The organism is Streptomyces sp. NPDC045026, assembly GCF_056432625.1.
Map to the genome: position 1 here is coordinate 40,567 of NZ_JBWKIS010000004.1, position 16,436 is coordinate 57,002.

Sequence of the window (16,436 nt, forward strand, 5' to 3'; positions counted from 1 at the left end):
GGCGCCCGGCGACGGTCGGGTCACGACCCGCTGCCGTCCAGCTCCTTGGTGATCCGGCGGGAAGCCTTCCCGGCCTCCTCGGCCGGGTCGGCCCCGGCGAGTACCTCCGACATGTACGCCTTGATCGGGTTGTCCGCCTCGACCCTCGCCCAGAGCGGGGACACGGGCGTGGCCCGGCCGCGTGCGGCGCCCGCGGCCATCGCGGCCACGCCCGGCTCCGCAGCTACGGCATCGCTGAGCGTCGTCTTGTTGGGCACGTAGTTCATGGTCCTGGCCAGGTCCTTCTGCCACTTCTCGCCGGCCAGGGCCTTGACGACCGCGACGGCTCCGTCGCGGTCGTCGGTGTTCTCGGGCACGACCAGGTCGGAGCCGCCGGTGAAGACGGAGCCCGGCTTGGCCGCCGTCCTGCCCGGGATCGGGAAGTAGCCCAGCTTTCCCTTGAGTTCGGGGTTCTGCTCCTCGACGGCCTGGGCGACGCCGGGCACGGCGATGATCTGGCCGACGTCGCCCTTCGCGAACTCGCCCGACTGCGGCGGGTGTTCCTCGTCGGCGTCCTTGGGCCCCTGGCCGAGCGCCTGGAGCTGCCGGTAGAACTCCATGCCGCGCAGCGCCGCCGGTGACTGGAGGCTGCCCTCCCAGATTCCGCCGTCCTCCGTCGCGAGGTCGCCGCCCTCGTCCCAGATGAATCCGGCGAGCGTGTACCAGTCCTGGCCGGCGAGGTAGACGCCCTGGTCACCATGGGTGTTGAGGCGCCGCGTGTCGGCGAGCCACTCGGCACGGGTGCGGGGCGGCCGCTTGATGCCCGCCTTCGCGAACAGGTCCTTGTTGTAGATCACCACTCGGTTGGCCGCGTACCAGGGGATGCCGTACTGGCGGGAGTGGAACATGCCGGGCTCGGCGAGTCCGGGCAGCCAGTCGTCCATGCCGAAGTCGCGCGCGGACTCCAGGCTGAGGTCGAGCAGTCCGCCCTCGTCGACGTACTGGGGCACCTGGGTGTTGCCGACCTCGATGACGTCCGGGGCCGGTCCGTCCGTGGCGTTTCCGCTCGCCGGGTCGCCCTCCGCCTGGCCCAGGGCCGCGGTCACCTTCTCGCCGATGCCGGTCCACTCCTGGATGCGGATGTCCAGGAGCAGGCCGGGGTTCTTGTCCTCGAAACTCTTCGTGAACCGCTTCAGGAACGCGTCCGACGCGCTGTCCTTCATCAGCCAGACGGTCACCGTGCGCTGCTCCTCGCCCCCGCCCGGCAGATAGCCGCAGCCCGTGAGCAGCGAGGCGGACAGGAGGGCGAGGGGGATGAGGGACGCGGTGGTGCGGCGGTGCTTCACGTGGGGTCACTTTCTGCCTGCGGACAGGGAGGGGCGGCCCGACGTGGGGGATGAGCGTGATGCTCGCACGGGTGTGGCTGGATTTTGGTATGGACCAATCGAACGGTCAAGGGGGTGACGGCCGGAAAGTCGAACAGTTGCCCTCTCGCTCGCGGTCCGCGGTGACCTGAGGCACCGTGGAGGGACGTCCACCGCACGGGCCGAGGAGGCCTTCATGTCCGATCACACGTACCGGGTCACAGAGATCGTCGGCACCTCCCACGAGGGAGTCGACCAGGCCATCCGCAACGGCATCACCCGCGCCTCACAGACGCTGCGCGGCCTGGACTGGTTCGAGGTGTGCCAGGTACGCGGCCACATCGAGAACGGGCAGATCGAGCACTACCAGGTCGGCCTGAAGGTCGGCTTCCGGCTGGAGGACGAAGCCTGAGCGTGCGCGCCGGGGCCACTCAGGTCCGGCCCTGAACCCGCGCGCCCGGTCCGTTCAGGTCCGGCCCTCGCGCTCCTGGGCGTCCTTCAGCGCCTCGGACCCGCTCGCCCAGCGGGCGCGTACGACGGTGAAGCCCGCCCGTTCGGCCTCGTCGCACACGAGCTCGTCGTCGTCGACCAGCACGCGCACCTCCCGGCCACGGGACAGCGTGCGCAGCGTCTCCAGTTTGGTGCGGCGCGCGGGCCTGCGGTCGTCGTTGCGGCGCATCCAGACGCGCCCTTCGGGCAGGCCCTGTTCGGCGAGCCAGGCCACGGTGTCGGCGCGGCACCGCTCCGGCCTGCCCGTGAGGTAGACGACCTCGCAGTCACGGGCGCTCTCCAGCGCGAGCTCGACGCCGCGCGCGAGCGGCGGATCGTCAGGGGCGGCAGCGAAGAAGCCCGGCCAGTCACGCGGGGTGCGCTCCAGGAAACGCTGCCGGTGGGCCGTGTCGGCGAGGGTGTTGTCGAGGTCGAACACGGCGAGGGGTCTGGCGAGAGGTCCGCTGTTGTCGATCACACGCCAAGGGTAGGGAATCCTGGCGCGGCACAGACGTTGAACGGTGTGTGAGCTCAGTGATCGCATCGACCAAGTTCTCCGTCCTGGACCGTTCGCGTACCCGCGAGGGGCACGACGGGCCGGAGGCGCTGCGCGACACCGTGCGCTTCGCGCGCGAACTCGACGCGCTCGGCTACCACCGCGTCTGGGTGGCGGAGCACCACGGGGTGCCGGGCGTCGCGGGCTCCGCGCCGACCGTGCTCGCCGCGGCGGTCGCGGCCGCCACCCGCACCATCCGGGTCGGCACGGGCGGCGTGATGCTGCCCAACCATCAACCCCTGGTGGTGGCCGAGCAGTTCGGGGTCCTGGAGTCGCTGTTCCCCGGGCGGATCGACATGGGTCTCGGCCGTTCGGTGGGCTTCACCGGCGGGGTGCGCAAGGCGCTCGGGCGGGACAAGGACGATGCCGACGACTTCGCGGCACAGCTCGCCGAACTGCTCGACTTCTTCCGGGGGAGCTCCTCGACCGGGGTACGCGCACGCCCCGCGGAGGGGCTGACCGTCCCGCCGTTCGTGCTCGCCATGGGCGAGGGCGCGACGATCGCCGCCGAGGCCGGGCTCCCGATGGTGATCGGCGACCTCAGGAACCGCGAGAAGATGCTGCGCGGCATCGACCACTACCGTGCGGCGTTCCGCCCGTCCGCGTGGGCGAGCGAGCCGTACGTCGTCGTCTCGGGGACGGTCGCGGTCGCCCGGACCCCGGAGGCGGCCCACCGCCTGCTGATCCCGGAGGCCTGGTCGATGGCGTACTCCCGCACCCACGGCACGTTCCCGCCGCTGGCGCCCGCCGAGCGGGTGGCGGCGCTGACGATGACGGCGAAGGAGCGGGACTTCTACGAATCCGGGCTGCGCGGGCACATCGCCGGCACAGAGGACCAGGTCGCGGACGAGCTGGAGACCCTGATCAAGGAGAGCGGCGCGCGGGAGGTCCTGGTCACCACCAGCTCTTACGACCGCGAGGGCCTCCTGGAGTCCTACCGCGGGCTCGCCCGGGTCGCGGGGCTGCGGGGTGCCTAGGTCGTGTCCGCAAAGTCCCGTCTGCACCGCGACGCCTGGCACGCACTCTCGCCGCACCGGGCGTAAGCCCAAGTGCATCCAGTACGAGGGCTTGCACCCGGCACGCCGAGAGCACGCACCAGATGCCGCGGCGCCCGCCCTCCGGGCGGACGACGGGACTTTGCGGACACGACCTAGAATCGTAGGGTTTGCCCCCGCGTGACACCGCATCCGAGCCACCTTACGGAGCCCGCACCATGCACGAGCCCGACCACGATCCGTTCGTCCGTGTGCGGGGTGCCCGTGAGCACAACCTGCGGGGCGTCGACGTGGACATCCCGCGCGACGTGCTCGCCGTCTTCACGGGGGTCTCCGGCTCGGGGAAGTCCTCGCTCGCGTTCGGCACGATCTACGCCGAGGCGCAGCGCCGCTACTTCGAGTCCGTGGCCCCGTACGCGCGCCGCCTCATTCACCAGGTGGGCGCCCCCAAGGTCGGCGAGATCACCGGTCTTCCGCCGGCCGTCTCGCTCCAGCAGCGCCGCTCCTCCCCCACGTCCCGCTCGTCGGTCGGCACGGTGACGACGCTCTCGAACTCGCTGCGCATGCTGTTCTCGCGTGCGGGCGACTATCCGCCGGGCGCGGAGCGGCTGGACTCCGACGCCTTCTCACCGAACACGGCGGCCGGGGCGTGCCCCGACTGTCACGGGCTCGGTGTGGTGCACCGCACGACGGAGGCGCTCCTCGTGCCCGATCCGTCCCTGTCCATCCGCGAGGGCGCGATCGCCGCGTGGCCGGGTGCCTGGCAGGGCAAGAACCTGCGCGACGTCCTGGACGCGCTCGGGCACGATGTCGACCGGCCTTGGCGTGAACTGCCGCAGGACGAACGGGACTGGATCCTCTTCACGGACGACCAGCCCGTCGTCACCGTGCACCCCGTCCGCGACGTGGGTCGGATCCAACGCCCGTACCAGGGCACGTACATGAGCGCGAACCGCTACGTCCTCAAGACGTTCGCGGACTCCAAGAGCCAGACGCTGCGCACGAAGGCGGAGCGGTTCCTCGACAGCGCGCCCTGTCCGGTGTGCGGCGGGGCGCGGTTGCGGGCCGAGTCGCTCGCGGTGACCTTCGGCGGCCGTTCCATCGCGGATCTCGCGCGTCTGCCGCTCGCGGACCTGGCGAAGATCCTCGACGTCCCGGGCGAAGTGTCCGAGACCGCGCGCGTGCTCACCGGCGACCTCCTGGCCCGGATCGCCACCGTCATCGAGCTCGGCCTCGGCTACCTCAGCCTGGACCGCGCCACGCCCACGCTGTCCGCCGGCGAGCTCCAACGCCTGCGCCTGGCAACGCAGTTGCGCTCCGGCCTCTTCGGTGTGGTCTACGTGCTCGACGAGCCGTCGGCGGGCCTGCACCCGGCCGACACGGAGTCGCTCCTCACGGTCCTCGACCGGCTCAAGGCGGCCGGCAACTCGGTGTTCGTCGTCGAGCACCACATGGATGTCGTCCGCAAGGCCGACTGGCTCGTCGACGTCGGCCCGCTCGCGGGCGAGCACGGCGGCCGCGTCCTGCACAGCGGTCCCGTGGCGGACCTGGCGTCCGTCCCGGACTCGGCTACGGCGCGCTTCCTCTTCGGCCGCGAGAGGTTGCCCGCGCGCACGGTGCGGGAGCCGCGCGGACGGCTGAGGGTCGGCCCGGTGACCCGGCACAATCTGCGCGACGTGTCGGTGGACGTACCGCTCTCCACGTTCACGGCCGTCACCGGCGTCTCCGGCTCGGGGAAGTCCACGCTCATCGGCTCGATCACCGAGGAACTGGAGGGCGTGGGCCGCCTCGTGGTGGTCGACCAGAAGCCGATCGGGCGCACGCCGCGCTCCAACCTGGCCACGTACACAGGCCTGTTCGACGTCGTGCGGAAGGTGTTCGCGGCCACCGACGAGGCGAAGGCCCGCAAGTACGGGGTGGGGCGCTTCTCCTTCAACGTGGCCGGAGGCCGGTGCGAGACCTGCCAGGGTGAGGGCTTCGTCAGCGTCGAGCTCCTCTTCCTGCCCAGCACGTACGCGCCCTGCCCGGACTGCGGCGGCGCGCGCTACAACTCCGCGACCCTCCAGGTCACCTACCGGGGAAAGAACATCGCGGAGGTCCTCGACATGACGGTGGAGGGTGCCGCCGCGTTCTTCGAGGAGGCGGGCGACGACGCCCCGGCCGTCGTACGCAGTCTGCGCACTCTCCTGGACGTGGGCCTCGGCTATCTGCGGCTCGGCCAGCCCGCCACCGAGCTGTCCGGCGGCGAGGCCCAACGCATCAAGCTGGCAGGCGAGTTGCAGCGGGTACGGCGCGGCCACACCCTCTATCTCTTCGACGAGCCCACGGCAGGTCTGCACCCCGCCGACACCGAGGTCCTGATGCGGCAGCTGCACGGTCTCGTCGACGCGGGCAGTTCGGTGGTCGTCGTCGAGCACGACATGACGGTCGTGGCCGGCGCCGACTGGGTCATCGACATGGGACCCGGCGGCGGCGACGAGGGCGGACACGTCGTCGCCCAGGGCCCGCCCGCGGAGGTGGCGCGGGCCGAAGGCAGCCGTACGGCTGCCTATCTGGCCCGCGCGCTGGCCCTGTGACCTGTCGCGGCCGGGCCACCTCTCAAGCGGCCCGCGCGGCGACCCGGTCACCGCCGGGCATCGGGTGCGGGATGCGCGGCCCGTCGCCGAAGCCGCCCCCGCGGACGATGACGGTCTCCGCCGCCTCCGCGAGGCTCTTGCGGTGGGGATGGCTGCCCGAAACGATCACGGGCAGCACCTCCATCTCGGCGACCACACCGCGCGCCATGGCGATCCGCCACAGGGACGCGAGCAGCGGGTCGTCGCCGACGAACGCGGGCGCCGTGCTGGGCGCTCCCCCGGCGGTCCGGTAGGAGATCCGCACCGGCTGGACCGGCACGCCGGCGTCCAGGGCGGCCTGGAACACGGCACGCCGGAAGGGGCCCTGGGCGCGGCCGCACCACGTACTGCCCTCCGGGAACGCGACGACGGCGGCACCGGCGCGCAGGGCGTCGGCGATCCGCGCGACGGTGTCGGGCAGGGCCCGCAGCCGGTCCCGCTCGATGAAGAGCGTGCCGCCCCGCTTGGCGATCGGCCCGGCCACGGCCCAGGAGCGCACCTCCCGCTTGGCGAGCATGCGGGCCGGGCGGGCGACAGTGGTCAGCGGTATGTCGAGCCACGAGATGTGATTGGCCACGACCAGCACTCCCCCGGCCGGCACGACGGCCCCCGTGATCCGTACGCGCACCCCCACCGCCCGCACCACGCCCCGGCACCAGCGTCTGACCAGGGCGTCGCGCACCCGGGACGGGCAGCGTCCCACCAGGGGTGTCAGGGCGACGCCGAGGGCCGTGACGCACACGAGTGCCAGGAGCCGGAGCACGGCGCGCGGCGCGCCCGTCACGGCTCCCCCCGTCTGGGCGCAGCTCTGCGGGGTGCAGGGCGCGCTGGGCAGCCAGGCGCTCACCAGGCCGGGGCGAGCGAGAGGAAGTGCCGCATGTAGCGCGGGTTGACGTTGCGCATCGACAGCAGTACGTACAGGTCGGCGACGCCGAAGTCCGGGTCGTGGGCCGGCTCTCCGCACACCCAGGCGCCGAGCCGCAGATAGCCGCGCAGGAGTGGCGGCAGCTCGGTGCGTCCCTGGCGCTCGACGCCCTCGGACGACCAGGGCAGCCGGGGGCGTACGCGGAACTCCTCGGGCGCGAGGTACTTGTCCCGCACCCGGTCCCAGGTACCCGCGGCGAGCTGTCCGCCGTCGGCGAGCGGCAGGGAGCAGCAGCCGGCCAGCCACTCGTGACCACCGCGCTCCATGTAGCGCGCGATGCCCGCCCAGATCAGGCCTATGACGGCGCCGTCGCGGTGGTCGGGGTGGACTCAGGAGCGGCCGACCTCGACGAGGCCGGGGCGGATCGCGGCGAGCGGGCCGAGGTCGAACTCGCCCTCCGAGTAGAGCCGCCCCGCGACCGCGGCGCGCTCGGGCGGCAGCAGCCGGTAGGTGCCGACGACCTGTCCGGTGGTGGTGTCACGGACCAGCAGGTGGTCGCAGTACGCGTCGAAGGCGTCGATGTCGAGGCCGGGTTCGGGCGTGGTGAGCAGGGCGCCCATCTCCCGGGCGAAGACGTCGTGGCGCAGCCGCTGCGCGGCCCTGACGTCGGGCTCGTCGCGTGCCAGGGTGACGGTGTAGTGGGGGGTCCCTGCGGCGGGCGGCGCGGCGGGGGCGAGGGTGGGGACGGTCATGGCTCTCTCCGGGACAGGGGCCTCAGCGGCACGTCGGCGGACAGGGCCGCTGGGGAGCGCGGCCTGTCCGGTTACGTTCTTCCGCCGTCCGCTGGCGTGCGCGTGGCCGCCAGCGGGATCCCGGATGTGCGGATGTTGAATGCCAGAAGCCCGGAGGGGCAGCCGGGCACGAACCCGGACACGGTCCGGGACGGGACGGGACGGGACGGGACGGGACGGGACGGGACGGGAAAGCCTGACGGGACCGGGGGTTGAGCACCACTCCCGGTCCCGCCCGTCGGCGCTGTGCCGCGGGACGTCTCTCATGCGTCAGCCGTACGGCTTCAGCTCCTGCTGACCTTGCGGGTCGCCCGCAGCCACTCCTTGTTCATGGCGGCGATCGACGGCAGCGGGATCCCCTTCGGGCACGCCGTCGCGCACTCGCCGGTCAGCGTGCAGCCGCCGAAGCCCTCGGCGTCCATCTGCCCGACCATGTCGAGGACACGGGTCTCGCGCTCGGGCGCGCCCTGCGGCAGGACGTTGAGGTGGTTGACCTTCGCCGAGGTGAACAGCATCGCCGAGCCGTTCGGGCAGGCCGCCACGCACGCACCGCAGCCGATGCACTCGGCGTGCTCGAACGCGAAGTCCGCGTCGGGCTTGGGCACGGGCGTCGCGTGCGCCTCGGGCGCGGCCCCGGTCGGCGCGCTGATGTAGCCGCCGGCCTGGATGATCCGGTCGAAGGCGGTGCGGTCGACGACGAGGTCCTTCACCACGGGGAAGGCGGAGGCGCGCCACGGCTCGATGTCGATGGTGTCGCCGTCCTGGAAGGACCGCATGTGGAGCTGGCAGGTCGTGGTCCGCTCGGGGCCGTGCGCGTCGCCGTTGATGACGAGCGAGCAGGCCCCGCAGATGCCCTCACGGCAGTCGTGGTCGAACGCGACGGGGTCGTCGCCCTTGAGGATGAGCTCCTCGTTGAGCGTGTCGAGCATCTCCAGGAACGACATGTCCTGCGAGATCCCGTCCACGTCGTACGTGGACATGGCGCCTTCGGCGTCGGCGTTCTTCTGGCGCCAGACGCGCAGGGTGAGCTTCATGCGTAGCTCCGCTGGGTGGGGTGGACGTACTCGAAGACGAGGTCTTCCTTGTGCAGGACGGGGGCGTCACCGGTGGCAGTGAACTCCCAGGCGGCCGCGTAGGAGAACTCCTCGTCGCGGCGGGCGGCCTCGCCGTCCGGGGTCTGGGACTCCTCGCGGAAGTGGCCGCCGCAGGACTCGGCGCGGTGCAGGGCGTCGAGGCACATGAGCTCGGCGAGCTCCAGGTAGTCGACGATGCGGTTGGCCTTCTCCAGCGACTGGTTGAACTCCTCGCCGGTGCCCGGCACCTTGATGCGGCGCCAGAACTCCTCGCGGATCTGCGGGATCCGGTCGAGGGCCTTGCGCAGGCCTTCGTCCGTACGGGCCATGCCGCAGAACTCCCACATGAGTTCGCCGAGTTCACGGTGGAAGGAGTCGGGGGTGCGGTCGCCGTCGACGGCGAGGAGGAGGTGGAGCCGGTCCTCGGTCTCGGCCAGCACCTCCTGGACCGTGGGGTGTTCGGCGCTCACCTCTTCGTGGTGGGGGTTGCGCGCGAGATAGTCGTTGATGGTCGACGGGAGCACGAAGTAGCCGTCGGCCAGCCCCTGCATGAGTGCGCTCGCGCCCAGGCGGTTCGCGCCGTGGTCGGAGAAGTTGGCCTCACCGACCGCGAACAGGCCCGGGATCGTGGTCTGGAGGTCGTAGTCGACCCACAGGCCGCCCATCGTGTAGTGCACGGCGGGGTAGATCCGCATCGGCACCTCGTACGGGTTCTCCGCGGTGATCCGTGCGTACATGTCGAAGAGGTTGCCGTACTTCTCCTCGACGGCCTTCTTGCCCATGCGGCTGATCGCGTCGGCGAAGTCGAGGTACACGCCCTGGCCGCCGGGGCCCACTCCCCTGCCTTCGTCGCACACGTTCTTCGCGGCGCGCGAGGCGATGTCGCGGGGCACGAGGTTGCCGAACGCCGGGTAGATGCGCTCCAGGTAGTAGTCGCGCTCGTCCTCGGGGATCTTGTTCGGCGGGCGGTCGTCGCCCTGGGCCTTCGGGACCCAGATCCGGCCGTCGTTGCGCAGCGACTCACTCATCAGCGTCAGCTTCGACTGGTGGTCGCCGGTGCGCGGGATGCACGTGGGGTGGATCTGGGTGAAGCAGGGGTTCGCGAAGTAGGCGCCGCGGCGATGGGCCCGCCACACGGCCGTCGCGTTGGAGTTCATGGCGTTCGTCGAGAGGTAGAAGACGTTGCCGTAGCCGCCGGACGCGAGGACGACGGCGTCGGCGAAGTACGTGTCGATCTTCCCGGTGATCAGGTCGCGGGCGACGATGCCGCGCGCCTTGCCGTCGACGACGATCACGTCGAGCATCTCGGTGCGCGCGTGCATCTCGATGTTCCCGGCGGCGATCTGCCGCGACAGCGCCTGGTACGCGCCGAGGAGGAGCTGCTGGCCAGTCTGGCCGCGGGCGTAGAACGTACGGGAGACCTGTACGCCGCCGAAGGAGCGGGTGTCGAGCAGGCCGCCGTACTCGCGGGCGAACGGGACGCCCTGCGCGACGCACTGGTCGATGATCTCGACGGAGATCTGCGCGAGGCGGTGGACGTTCGACTCACGGGCGCGGAAGTCGCCGCCCTTGACCGTGTCGTAGAAGAGGCGGTGGACGGAGTCGCCGTCGTTGCGGTAGTTCTTCGCGGCGTTGATGCCGCCCTGCGCGGCGATCGAGTGGGCGCGGCGCGGGGAGTCCTGGTAGCAGAACTGGACGACGTGGTAGCCCTGTTCGGCGAGCGTGGCGCCCGCGGAGCCCCCGGCCAGGCCGGTGCCGACGACGATCACGGTGTGCTTGCGGCGGTTGGCCGGGTTGACCAGCTTCGCCTCGAAGCGGCGGGTGTCCCAGCGCTCGTTGACGGGGCCCTCGGGGGCCTTGGTGTCGACGACCGGCTCTCCGGTCGTGTACTCCGCGTAGGAATTCATGGGTCAGCTCACCACTCCGGTCATGACGCCCACGGGTACGGCGATGAAGCCGGCCGTGAGCAGCAGCGCGAGAACATTGGCGATGGTCTTCAGGACGCGGTTGCGGGTCGCGCTGCCCACGCCGAGGGTCTGCGCCGCGCTCCAGAAGCCGTGCTGGACGTGCAGGCCGAGCGCGAGCATCGCGACGATGTAGACGACGTTGCCGTACCAGGTGGAGAAGGTGTCGATCACGTTCTGGTACGGGTGGCCCGGCTGGAAGCCGCCCGGGTGCGCGGTGCCGGTCGTCAGGTCGAGGAGGTGCCACACGATGAACAGCGCGAGGATGATGCCGCCCCAGCGCATCGTGCGCGTGGCGTAGCTCGAACGCGCCTTCTTGTGCACGTACTTGGCCGGCCGGGCCCTGATGTCGCGCCGGCTCAGCTGGTACGCGGATGTGGCGTGTGCGACGACGGCGACCACGAGCACGACGCGGACGAGCCACAGCGTCCACTCGTAGTGCATGAACGGCTCACCGACCGTGCGCAGCCAGTGGGCGTAGTGGTTGAACTCGCCAGACCCGAAGAAGATCTTCAGGTTGCCGATCATGTGGACGACCAAGTAGAGCAGCATGATCAGGCCGCTGACGGCCATCACTGTCTTCTTGCCGACGGACGAGTCCCAGAGCGTACGCGTCATGGACGGCCGTCGGTCCGTCCGTGTTGCCAAAGCCATGTCACGCACGCTAGAGCCGAAGGGCCCGATCGGTCCAAGACATGGTCCGGCTCATTTCCATAGGCACAGGCTATCGAGCGATTACCGTGGGGGTCATGCAGTTCCAGCAGCTCCAATACTTCGTCGCGGTCGCCGAGACCCGGCACTTCACCCGGGCCGCCGAGGTCGTCCATGTCGCCCAGCCGTCGCTGTCCCAGCAGATCCGGTCCCTGGAGCGGGAGCTGGGCGCGGATCTCTTCCTGCGCGCCCGCGGGAACATCACGCTCACCGACGCGGGCGAGGCGCTCCTGCCGCTGGCCCGCCGCATCCTCGCCGACGCGGACACGGCACGGCAGGAGGTGCAGGAGCTGGCGCAGCTCAAGAGCGGCCGGGTGCGGCTCGGTGCCACGCCCTCGCTGTGCACGGGTCTGCTGCCCGACGTGCTCCGCACCTTTCACGACCGGTATCCCGGCATCCGGCTGATGATCGAGGAGGGCGGCTCCCTCGACCTCGTACGCGAACTCGCGCGCGGCGCGCTGGATCTGGCGCTCGTGGTGCTGCCGCTGCCCGCGCCGGCGCCCGCGCTGACGACCGTGGAGCTGCTGCGTGAGAACCTGGTGGTCGTCTCGTCGCCGGACGCGCCGCGCCCGGGGCGAGGGCGGTCCGTGCACATCGCCGACCTTGAGGGCGAGCGTCTCGTGATGTTCCGGCACGGCTATGACCTGCGGGAACTGACCGTTGCCGCATGTCGGGCGGAGGGGTTCGAACCGGATTTCGCGGTGGAGGGCGGCGAGATGGATGCGGTGCTGGGATTTGTGCGGGCGGGGCTGGGGGTGGCCGTCGTGCCGCACATGGTCGCCACGCGGGCGGGGGCCGATCTGCGGGTGACTCCGCTGGCCCGTCCCGGGCTGCACCGGACGATCGCGCTGGCCCATCGCAGCGATGTGGCTCCGCCGCGGGCTGCGCGGGAGCTTCAGCGGATGCTGCTTGAGCGGTGACGCGATTTTTTGGCGGGGGATGTGTGCGGGTCGTCTTTGGGGGTTTGCGCAGTTCCCCGCGCCCCTGGTCGTGAGGGCTGGGGCGTTTTGTCGGGTGCCGGTCGTTCGTGGGGTTTGCGCAGTTCCCCGCGCCCCTGGTCGTGGGGCTGGGGGGACGATTTCGGGTGCGGGCCGTCGTCGTTTTTGCGCAGTTCCCCGCGCCCCTGATCGTGCCGTGCCCCTGGTCGTGCCTCGTCCCCGGTCGTGCCGTGGCTCTGGGCGTGGGGGACTGTTGGTTACTTGGGAGGTCTGGACGTCAGGCAGTAGGGCGTTGCCGTGGGGTCCTGTAGGACCAGCCAGTGGCTGCCCCTTGCGAGGAGTTTTGCGCCCAGCGATTCGTGCCAGGTGCGCGTCGCTTCGATGTCTGTGCAGGCCAGGTCCAGGTGGGCGCCGGTGGGGCGTGCTGTCGTGAGGCGTTGCAGCAGGATTCGTACCGGGAGTTCCGCCGGAGGGCGGATCGTGTGGAACTCCGGGAGCGTGCCCGGCGACGAGGTCCATGCGGTGAATCCGGTCCAGAAGTCGATCTCCGCCTCGTACACCGCCGGGGCCAGGTCCACGCAGACCTGGTCCAGGCGGCTCTTCGTCCCGTCGGGGGCCGTGACGGGGTCGGGGCGTCGGTGCTCGCCGGACCACGGGACCAGGCAGAACAGCTGGCCGCCAGGTGAGCGCAGTACGTCGAGGCCCTCTTCGGAGTGGACAGGTGTCGCACCGAGGCGGCGCGCCGATCCCGCTGTCTGAGCGAGGTCGTCCACCGCGAAGTCCAGGTGCGCACCGCCGGGGCCGGTGACCGCCTGCGCCTTGAGGTACGGATCGGCGGCGCCGCCCGGCAGCAGCGTCGCGAACTCGTCCCGGTCGCCGCGGGGCGCGGACAGCCGCGTCCCCGTGACCCGCGTCCAGAAGTCGCAGGCTGCCCCGAAGTGCGCCTCCGGCCGGTCGATGAAGGCGTACGCCCAGCGGATCACCGGGCCCTCACCCCGTCGCGTCGCACAGGGCGAGCTCGTGCAGGCGGTCCGGCGGGCCCGGGCGCGCGTAGTACCAGCCCTGCGCGGTGTCGCAGCCCAGGTCACGCAGCTGCTCGGCCTGCGCGCCCGTCTCCACGCCCTCCACGGTGACCGAGAGGTCGAGGCTGTGCGCGAGCCCGACGATGCCCTCGACGATCTTCAGGTCGACGCGGTCGGCAGGGTAGCGCTGCATTCCCTGAGTGAAGGAGCGGTCCAGCTTGAGGACGCTCACCGGCAGCCGGCGCAGGTTCGCGAGGTTCGAGTAGCCGGTACCGAAGTCGTCGAGCGCGATGTCCACGCCCATCTCGGCGAGCCGCCGCAGCGGCTTGAGGAGATCGTCGTCCGCGCCGATCAGGGCCGACTCGGTGACCTCCAGGCACAGGGCGCCGGGTTCGAGTCCGAAGCGCTCCAGGATGTCGACCGTGTCGGAGACGAGGCCGGGGTGGGTGAGCTGCATCGGGGACAGATTCACGTTGATGCGCAGGGGACCGGCGTCCTCGTAACGCTCCTGCCAGACCCGGGCCTGCCGTACGGACTCCTCCAGGACCCACCGCCCGAGGGGCACGATGAGGCCCGTGTCCTCGGCGAGGGGGATGAACTGGTCGGGCCCGAGCACCCCGTGCTGCGGATGCAGCCACCGCACCAGCGCCTCGGCGCCCCGCACGCTGCCGTCGCCGAGGCGCACGAGCGGCTGGTACTCAATGAAGAACTCGCCCCGCTCCAGGGCCGCGGGCAGCGCGGTCGTGAGGCCGTGCCGGGTGATGGCGCGCGCGTCGGCCTCGGGGTCCGCGAGCTCGTAGCGGTTGCCGCCCGCCGACTTGGCCCGGTACATGGTGATGTCGGCGCTGCGCAGCACCTCCGCGGGGCTGCGCTCCCCCGCCGCGGGCCCCTCCACGATGCCGATGGACCCGCGCACGGTCAGCTCGCGCCCGTCGATGCGGATGGGGGCGGCCAGCGCGTGCATGATGCGCCCGGCCAGGTCGTCGACCTCGGCCGCGGTATCCCGGCCGGTGGTCAGTGCGACGAACTCGTCGCCGCCGAGCCTCGCCACCATCTCGCCGGGTGCGGTGGCGCAGGCCTGGAGACGGTCGGCGACCTCGACGAGGAGCCGGTCGCCCGCCGCGTGGCCGAGGCTGTCGTTGATGGTCTTGAAGCCGTCGAGGTCGAGGTAGCACAGGCCGAAGCGCATGCCGTCGCCGGCCGCGAGCGCCTTCTCCAGGCGCTCGAAGAACAGAGTCCTGTTGGGGAGCCCGGTGAGCGCGTCGTGGGTGGCCTCGTAGCGCAGCCGCAGGTTCAGGAGGCGGCGCTCGGTGGTGTCCTCCATCAGCGCCAGCTGGTACTGCGGCACGCCGTCGGCGTCCCGCAGGAGGGAGACGGTCAGGTTCGTCCACAGGGAGGTGCCGTCGGGGCGGTGGAACGCCTTCTCCACGCGGTAGTGCTCGCGCTCGCCGCGCACCAGTTCCTCGTAGAGGCGCCACACGTGCGGCGCGTCGTCGGGGTGGGTCCATTCCACGACGTTGCGGCCGCGCACCAGGTTCTCGGCGCCGCCGAACATGCGCACCAGCGCGTCGTTGGCCTCCAGGACCGTGCCCTCCAGGTCGGCTATGCCGATGCCGATGGCCGCACCGTGGAACACCGCGCGGAACCGGGCCTCGCTCGCGTGCAGCGCCTCGGCGACCGCGCTGCGCGCGCTCAGGGCGGCCCGTGAGATGGCCTCCTGCTCGGCGAGGGTCCGCTCGCGCAGGGCCTGGGCGAAGCCCGCCGCGACGGAGTGCTGGAGCCGTGCGCAGCGCGCCCGCAGCTCTTCCTCGCGCCGGTCCTCGTCGGGTCGGCAGTACAGGACCAGGTAGGCGTCGACGACGTCGAGGGTGCGGGTGAGCGCCTCGGGGTCGGTGCAGTGCACGTCGATCAGTGCCGCGCCGACGGCCTGGGCCGCGGGCGCGTCGAGGGTCCGCTCGCCGAGTGCGTCCCGCAGCCGCCGCGCGAGCGGCATGAGTTCCTTCTCGAACTCGATCCGGGTCAGGGAGGTCGCCGTCACCGGGAAGATCGCCCGGCTCCAGATGGCGGCGAACCTGCGCAGTCTGTCCTCGGGTCCGTCCGGTTCGCCGCTCACGCCTTGCGCCCCACGCCGGCGTACCCCGAGAAGGCGTAGGGGTCCTCGTCCGCGGGCGCGTTCTCCGGGCGCCAGTCGGGCATCTGCACGAGTCCGGGTTCCGCCATCTCGTATCCCTCGAAGAACCGCGCGATCTCCTCGCGCGAGCGCATGACCAGCGGGTTGCGGATGTTCTTGTACACGTCGACCGTTCCCGCGGCGCGCGCGGCGGGCACGGGGATGCCCTCGTACGCGGCGTGCGTGACGATCAGGAGGCTGCCCGGCGCGAGGGCGTCCCGCAGCTCGGCGACCGCGGCCTGCGGGTCGTCCGCGTCCTCGACGAAGTGCAGGACGGCGACGAGGAGCAGGGCGACCGGCTTGTCCAGGTCGAGGAGTTCACCGACCTCGGGGGCCGCGAGGATCTCCCGGGGCTTGCGCAGATCGGCTGCCACGACGGCCGCGCGCTCGTTGCCGTCGAGGACGGCCCGGCTGTGCGCGACGGCGACCGGGTCGTGGTCGACGTACACGACGCGTGCTTCGGGGTCGGCCGCCTGGGCCACCTCGTGGGCATTGCCGAAAGTGGGGATTCCGGATCCGATGTCCAGGAACTGGGTGATGCCCTCCTGGACCGCGTAACGCACCGCCCGGCGCATGAAGGCACGATTCGCCTGCATGATCTTCGGGAGCCCCGGCAGGAACTCCATCGCCTTGCGGGCCGCCTCCCGGTCCACCTCGAAGTTGTGCGAACCGCCCAGGTAGTAGTCGTAGATCCGGGACACACTGGGCACCGAGATGTCGATGCCCTGAGGGGCCCAGGCGGGACGCTCCATCAATGTCTCCAAGGCGTAGGCGAGCCGGTGTTCGAGCTGAGGCTACTGATCGCCCGCCAAAGGAGCGAGTCAAAACGGAAATTGACCGTCCGTTCTCGGTCACTGCCTCCGGCAAGTGCCGAATGGCAATGATCCGAAATCACCCCGAAACC

The 16,436-nt window shown here is 71.3% G+C and carries 13 protein-coding genes and 1 pseudogene; 4 read left to right on the forward strand and 10 right to left on the reverse strand.

What is annotated here, in order from left to right; genetic code table 11:
* Positions 1-20: 20 nt before the first annotated feature.
* The gene (locus AC07EJ_RS10740) at positions 21-1,325 is read right to left on the reverse strand and encodes an extracellular solute-binding protein (protein WP_389484585.1); all 1,305 of its coding nucleotides are present in this window, start codon (positions 1,323-1,325) and stop codon (positions 21-23) included.
* A 214-nt stretch (positions 1,326-1,539) separates the two neighbouring features.
* On the opposite strand from AC07EJ_RS10740, the gene AC07EJ_RS10745 reads away from it, so the two are divergent.
* Positions 1,540-1,755 (forward strand): dodecin, encoded by a 216-nt coding sequence (locus AC07EJ_RS10745; protein WP_266556220.1) that lies wholly within the window; start codon positions 1,540-1,542, stop codon positions 1,753-1,755.
* A gap of 54 nt (positions 1,756-1,809) precedes the next feature.
* Here AC07EJ_RS10745 and AC07EJ_RS10750 read toward each other — a convergent pair whose 3' ends face one another.
* The gene (locus AC07EJ_RS10750; RefSeq protein ID WP_478884257.1) at positions 1,810-2,307 is read right to left on the reverse strand and encodes a phosphatase domain-containing protein; all 498 of its coding nucleotides are present in this window, start codon (positions 2,305-2,307) and stop codon (positions 1,810-1,812) included.
* Positions 2,308-2,357: 50 nt separating this feature from the next.
* Between AC07EJ_RS10750 and AC07EJ_RS10755 the strand changes: the two genes are divergently transcribed.
* Both AC07EJ_RS10755 and AC07EJ_RS10760 read left to right on the forward strand, forming a co-directional pair.
* Complete coding sequence (locus AC07EJ_RS10755; RefSeq protein WP_389484581.1) at positions 2,358-3,365, forward strand: MsnO8 family LLM class oxidoreductase; 1,008 nt, start codon at positions 2,358-2,360, stop codon at positions 3,363-3,365.
* Positions 3,366-3,601: 236 nt separating this feature from the next.
* On the forward strand, positions 3,602-5,959 hold the full coding sequence (locus AC07EJ_RS10760) for an ATP-binding cassette domain-containing protein (RefSeq protein ID WP_478884069.1): 2,358 nt from the start codon (positions 3,602-3,604) through the stop codon (positions 5,957-5,959).
* 22 nt (positions 5,960-5,981) lie between these two features.
* Here the strand turns inward: AC07EJ_RS10760 and AC07EJ_RS10765 are convergent, their stop codons facing one another.
* From AC07EJ_RS10765 to AC07EJ_RS10785, 5 genes and pseudogenes are all read right to left on the reverse strand, one after another.
* Complete coding sequence (locus AC07EJ_RS10765) at positions 5,982-6,845, reverse strand: lysophospholipid acyltransferase family protein (RefSeq protein WP_478884070.1); 864 nt, start codon at positions 6,843-6,845, stop codon at positions 5,982-5,984.
* Positions 6,842-7,615, reverse strand: a pseudogene (locus tag AC07EJ_RS10770) (GNAT family N-acetyltransferase). The gene AC07EJ_RS10765 and the pseudogene AC07EJ_RS10770 overlap by 4 nt, the downstream one beginning before the upstream one ends.
* A gap of 323 nt (positions 7,616-7,938) precedes the next feature.
* On the reverse strand, positions 7,939-8,688 hold the full coding sequence (locus tag AC07EJ_RS10775) for a succinate dehydrogenase/fumarate reductase iron-sulfur subunit (protein ID WP_389484572.1): 750 nt from the start codon (positions 8,686-8,688) through the stop codon (positions 7,939-7,941).
* Positions 8,685-10,634: a fumarate reductase/succinate dehydrogenase flavoprotein subunit gene (locus tag AC07EJ_RS10780; RefSeq protein WP_389484570.1), complete on the reverse strand. Its 1,950-nt coding sequence runs from the start codon at positions 10,632-10,634 to the stop codon at positions 8,685-8,687. The genes AC07EJ_RS10775 and AC07EJ_RS10780 overlap by 4 nt, the downstream gene beginning before the upstream one ends.
* Positions 10,635-10,637: 3 nt before the next feature.
* Positions 10,638-11,309, reverse strand: a complete 672-nt coding sequence (locus tag AC07EJ_RS10785) for a succinate dehydrogenase (protein ID WP_389484568.1) — start codon at positions 11,307-11,309, stop codon at positions 10,638-10,640.
* 131 nt (positions 11,310-11,440) lie between these two features.
* Between AC07EJ_RS10785 and AC07EJ_RS10790 the strand changes: the two genes are divergently transcribed.
* Positions 11,441-12,322 (forward strand): LysR family transcriptional regulator, encoded by an 882-nt coding sequence (locus AC07EJ_RS10790; RefSeq protein WP_478884071.1) that lies wholly within the window; start codon positions 11,441-11,443, stop codon positions 12,320-12,322.
* Between the two features lie 275 nt (positions 12,323-12,597).
* Here AC07EJ_RS10790 and AC07EJ_RS10795 read toward each other — a convergent pair whose 3' ends face one another.
* From AC07EJ_RS10795 to AC07EJ_RS10805, 3 genes are read right to left on the reverse strand one after another with little or no spacing between them, the layout of a single operon-like run.
* Positions 12,598-13,323: a VOC family protein gene (locus tag AC07EJ_RS10795; protein WP_478884072.1), complete on the reverse strand. Its 726-nt coding sequence runs from the start codon at positions 13,321-13,323 to the stop codon at positions 12,598-12,600.
* A gap of 7 nt (positions 13,324-13,330) precedes the next feature.
* A complete protein-coding gene (locus AC07EJ_RS10800; RefSeq protein WP_389484563.1) occupies positions 13,331-15,475 on the reverse strand; it encodes a putative bifunctional diguanylate cyclase/phosphodiesterase in 2,145 nt (714 codons plus the stop codon).
* Positions 15,472-16,284 (reverse strand): SAM-dependent methyltransferase, encoded by an 813-nt coding sequence (locus AC07EJ_RS10805; protein ID WP_389484561.1) that lies wholly within the window; start codon positions 16,282-16,284, stop codon positions 15,472-15,474. Before AC07EJ_RS10805 ends, AC07EJ_RS10800 begins: the two co-directional genes overlap by 4 nt.
* Between the last annotated feature and the right edge of the window lie 152 nt (positions 16,285-16,436).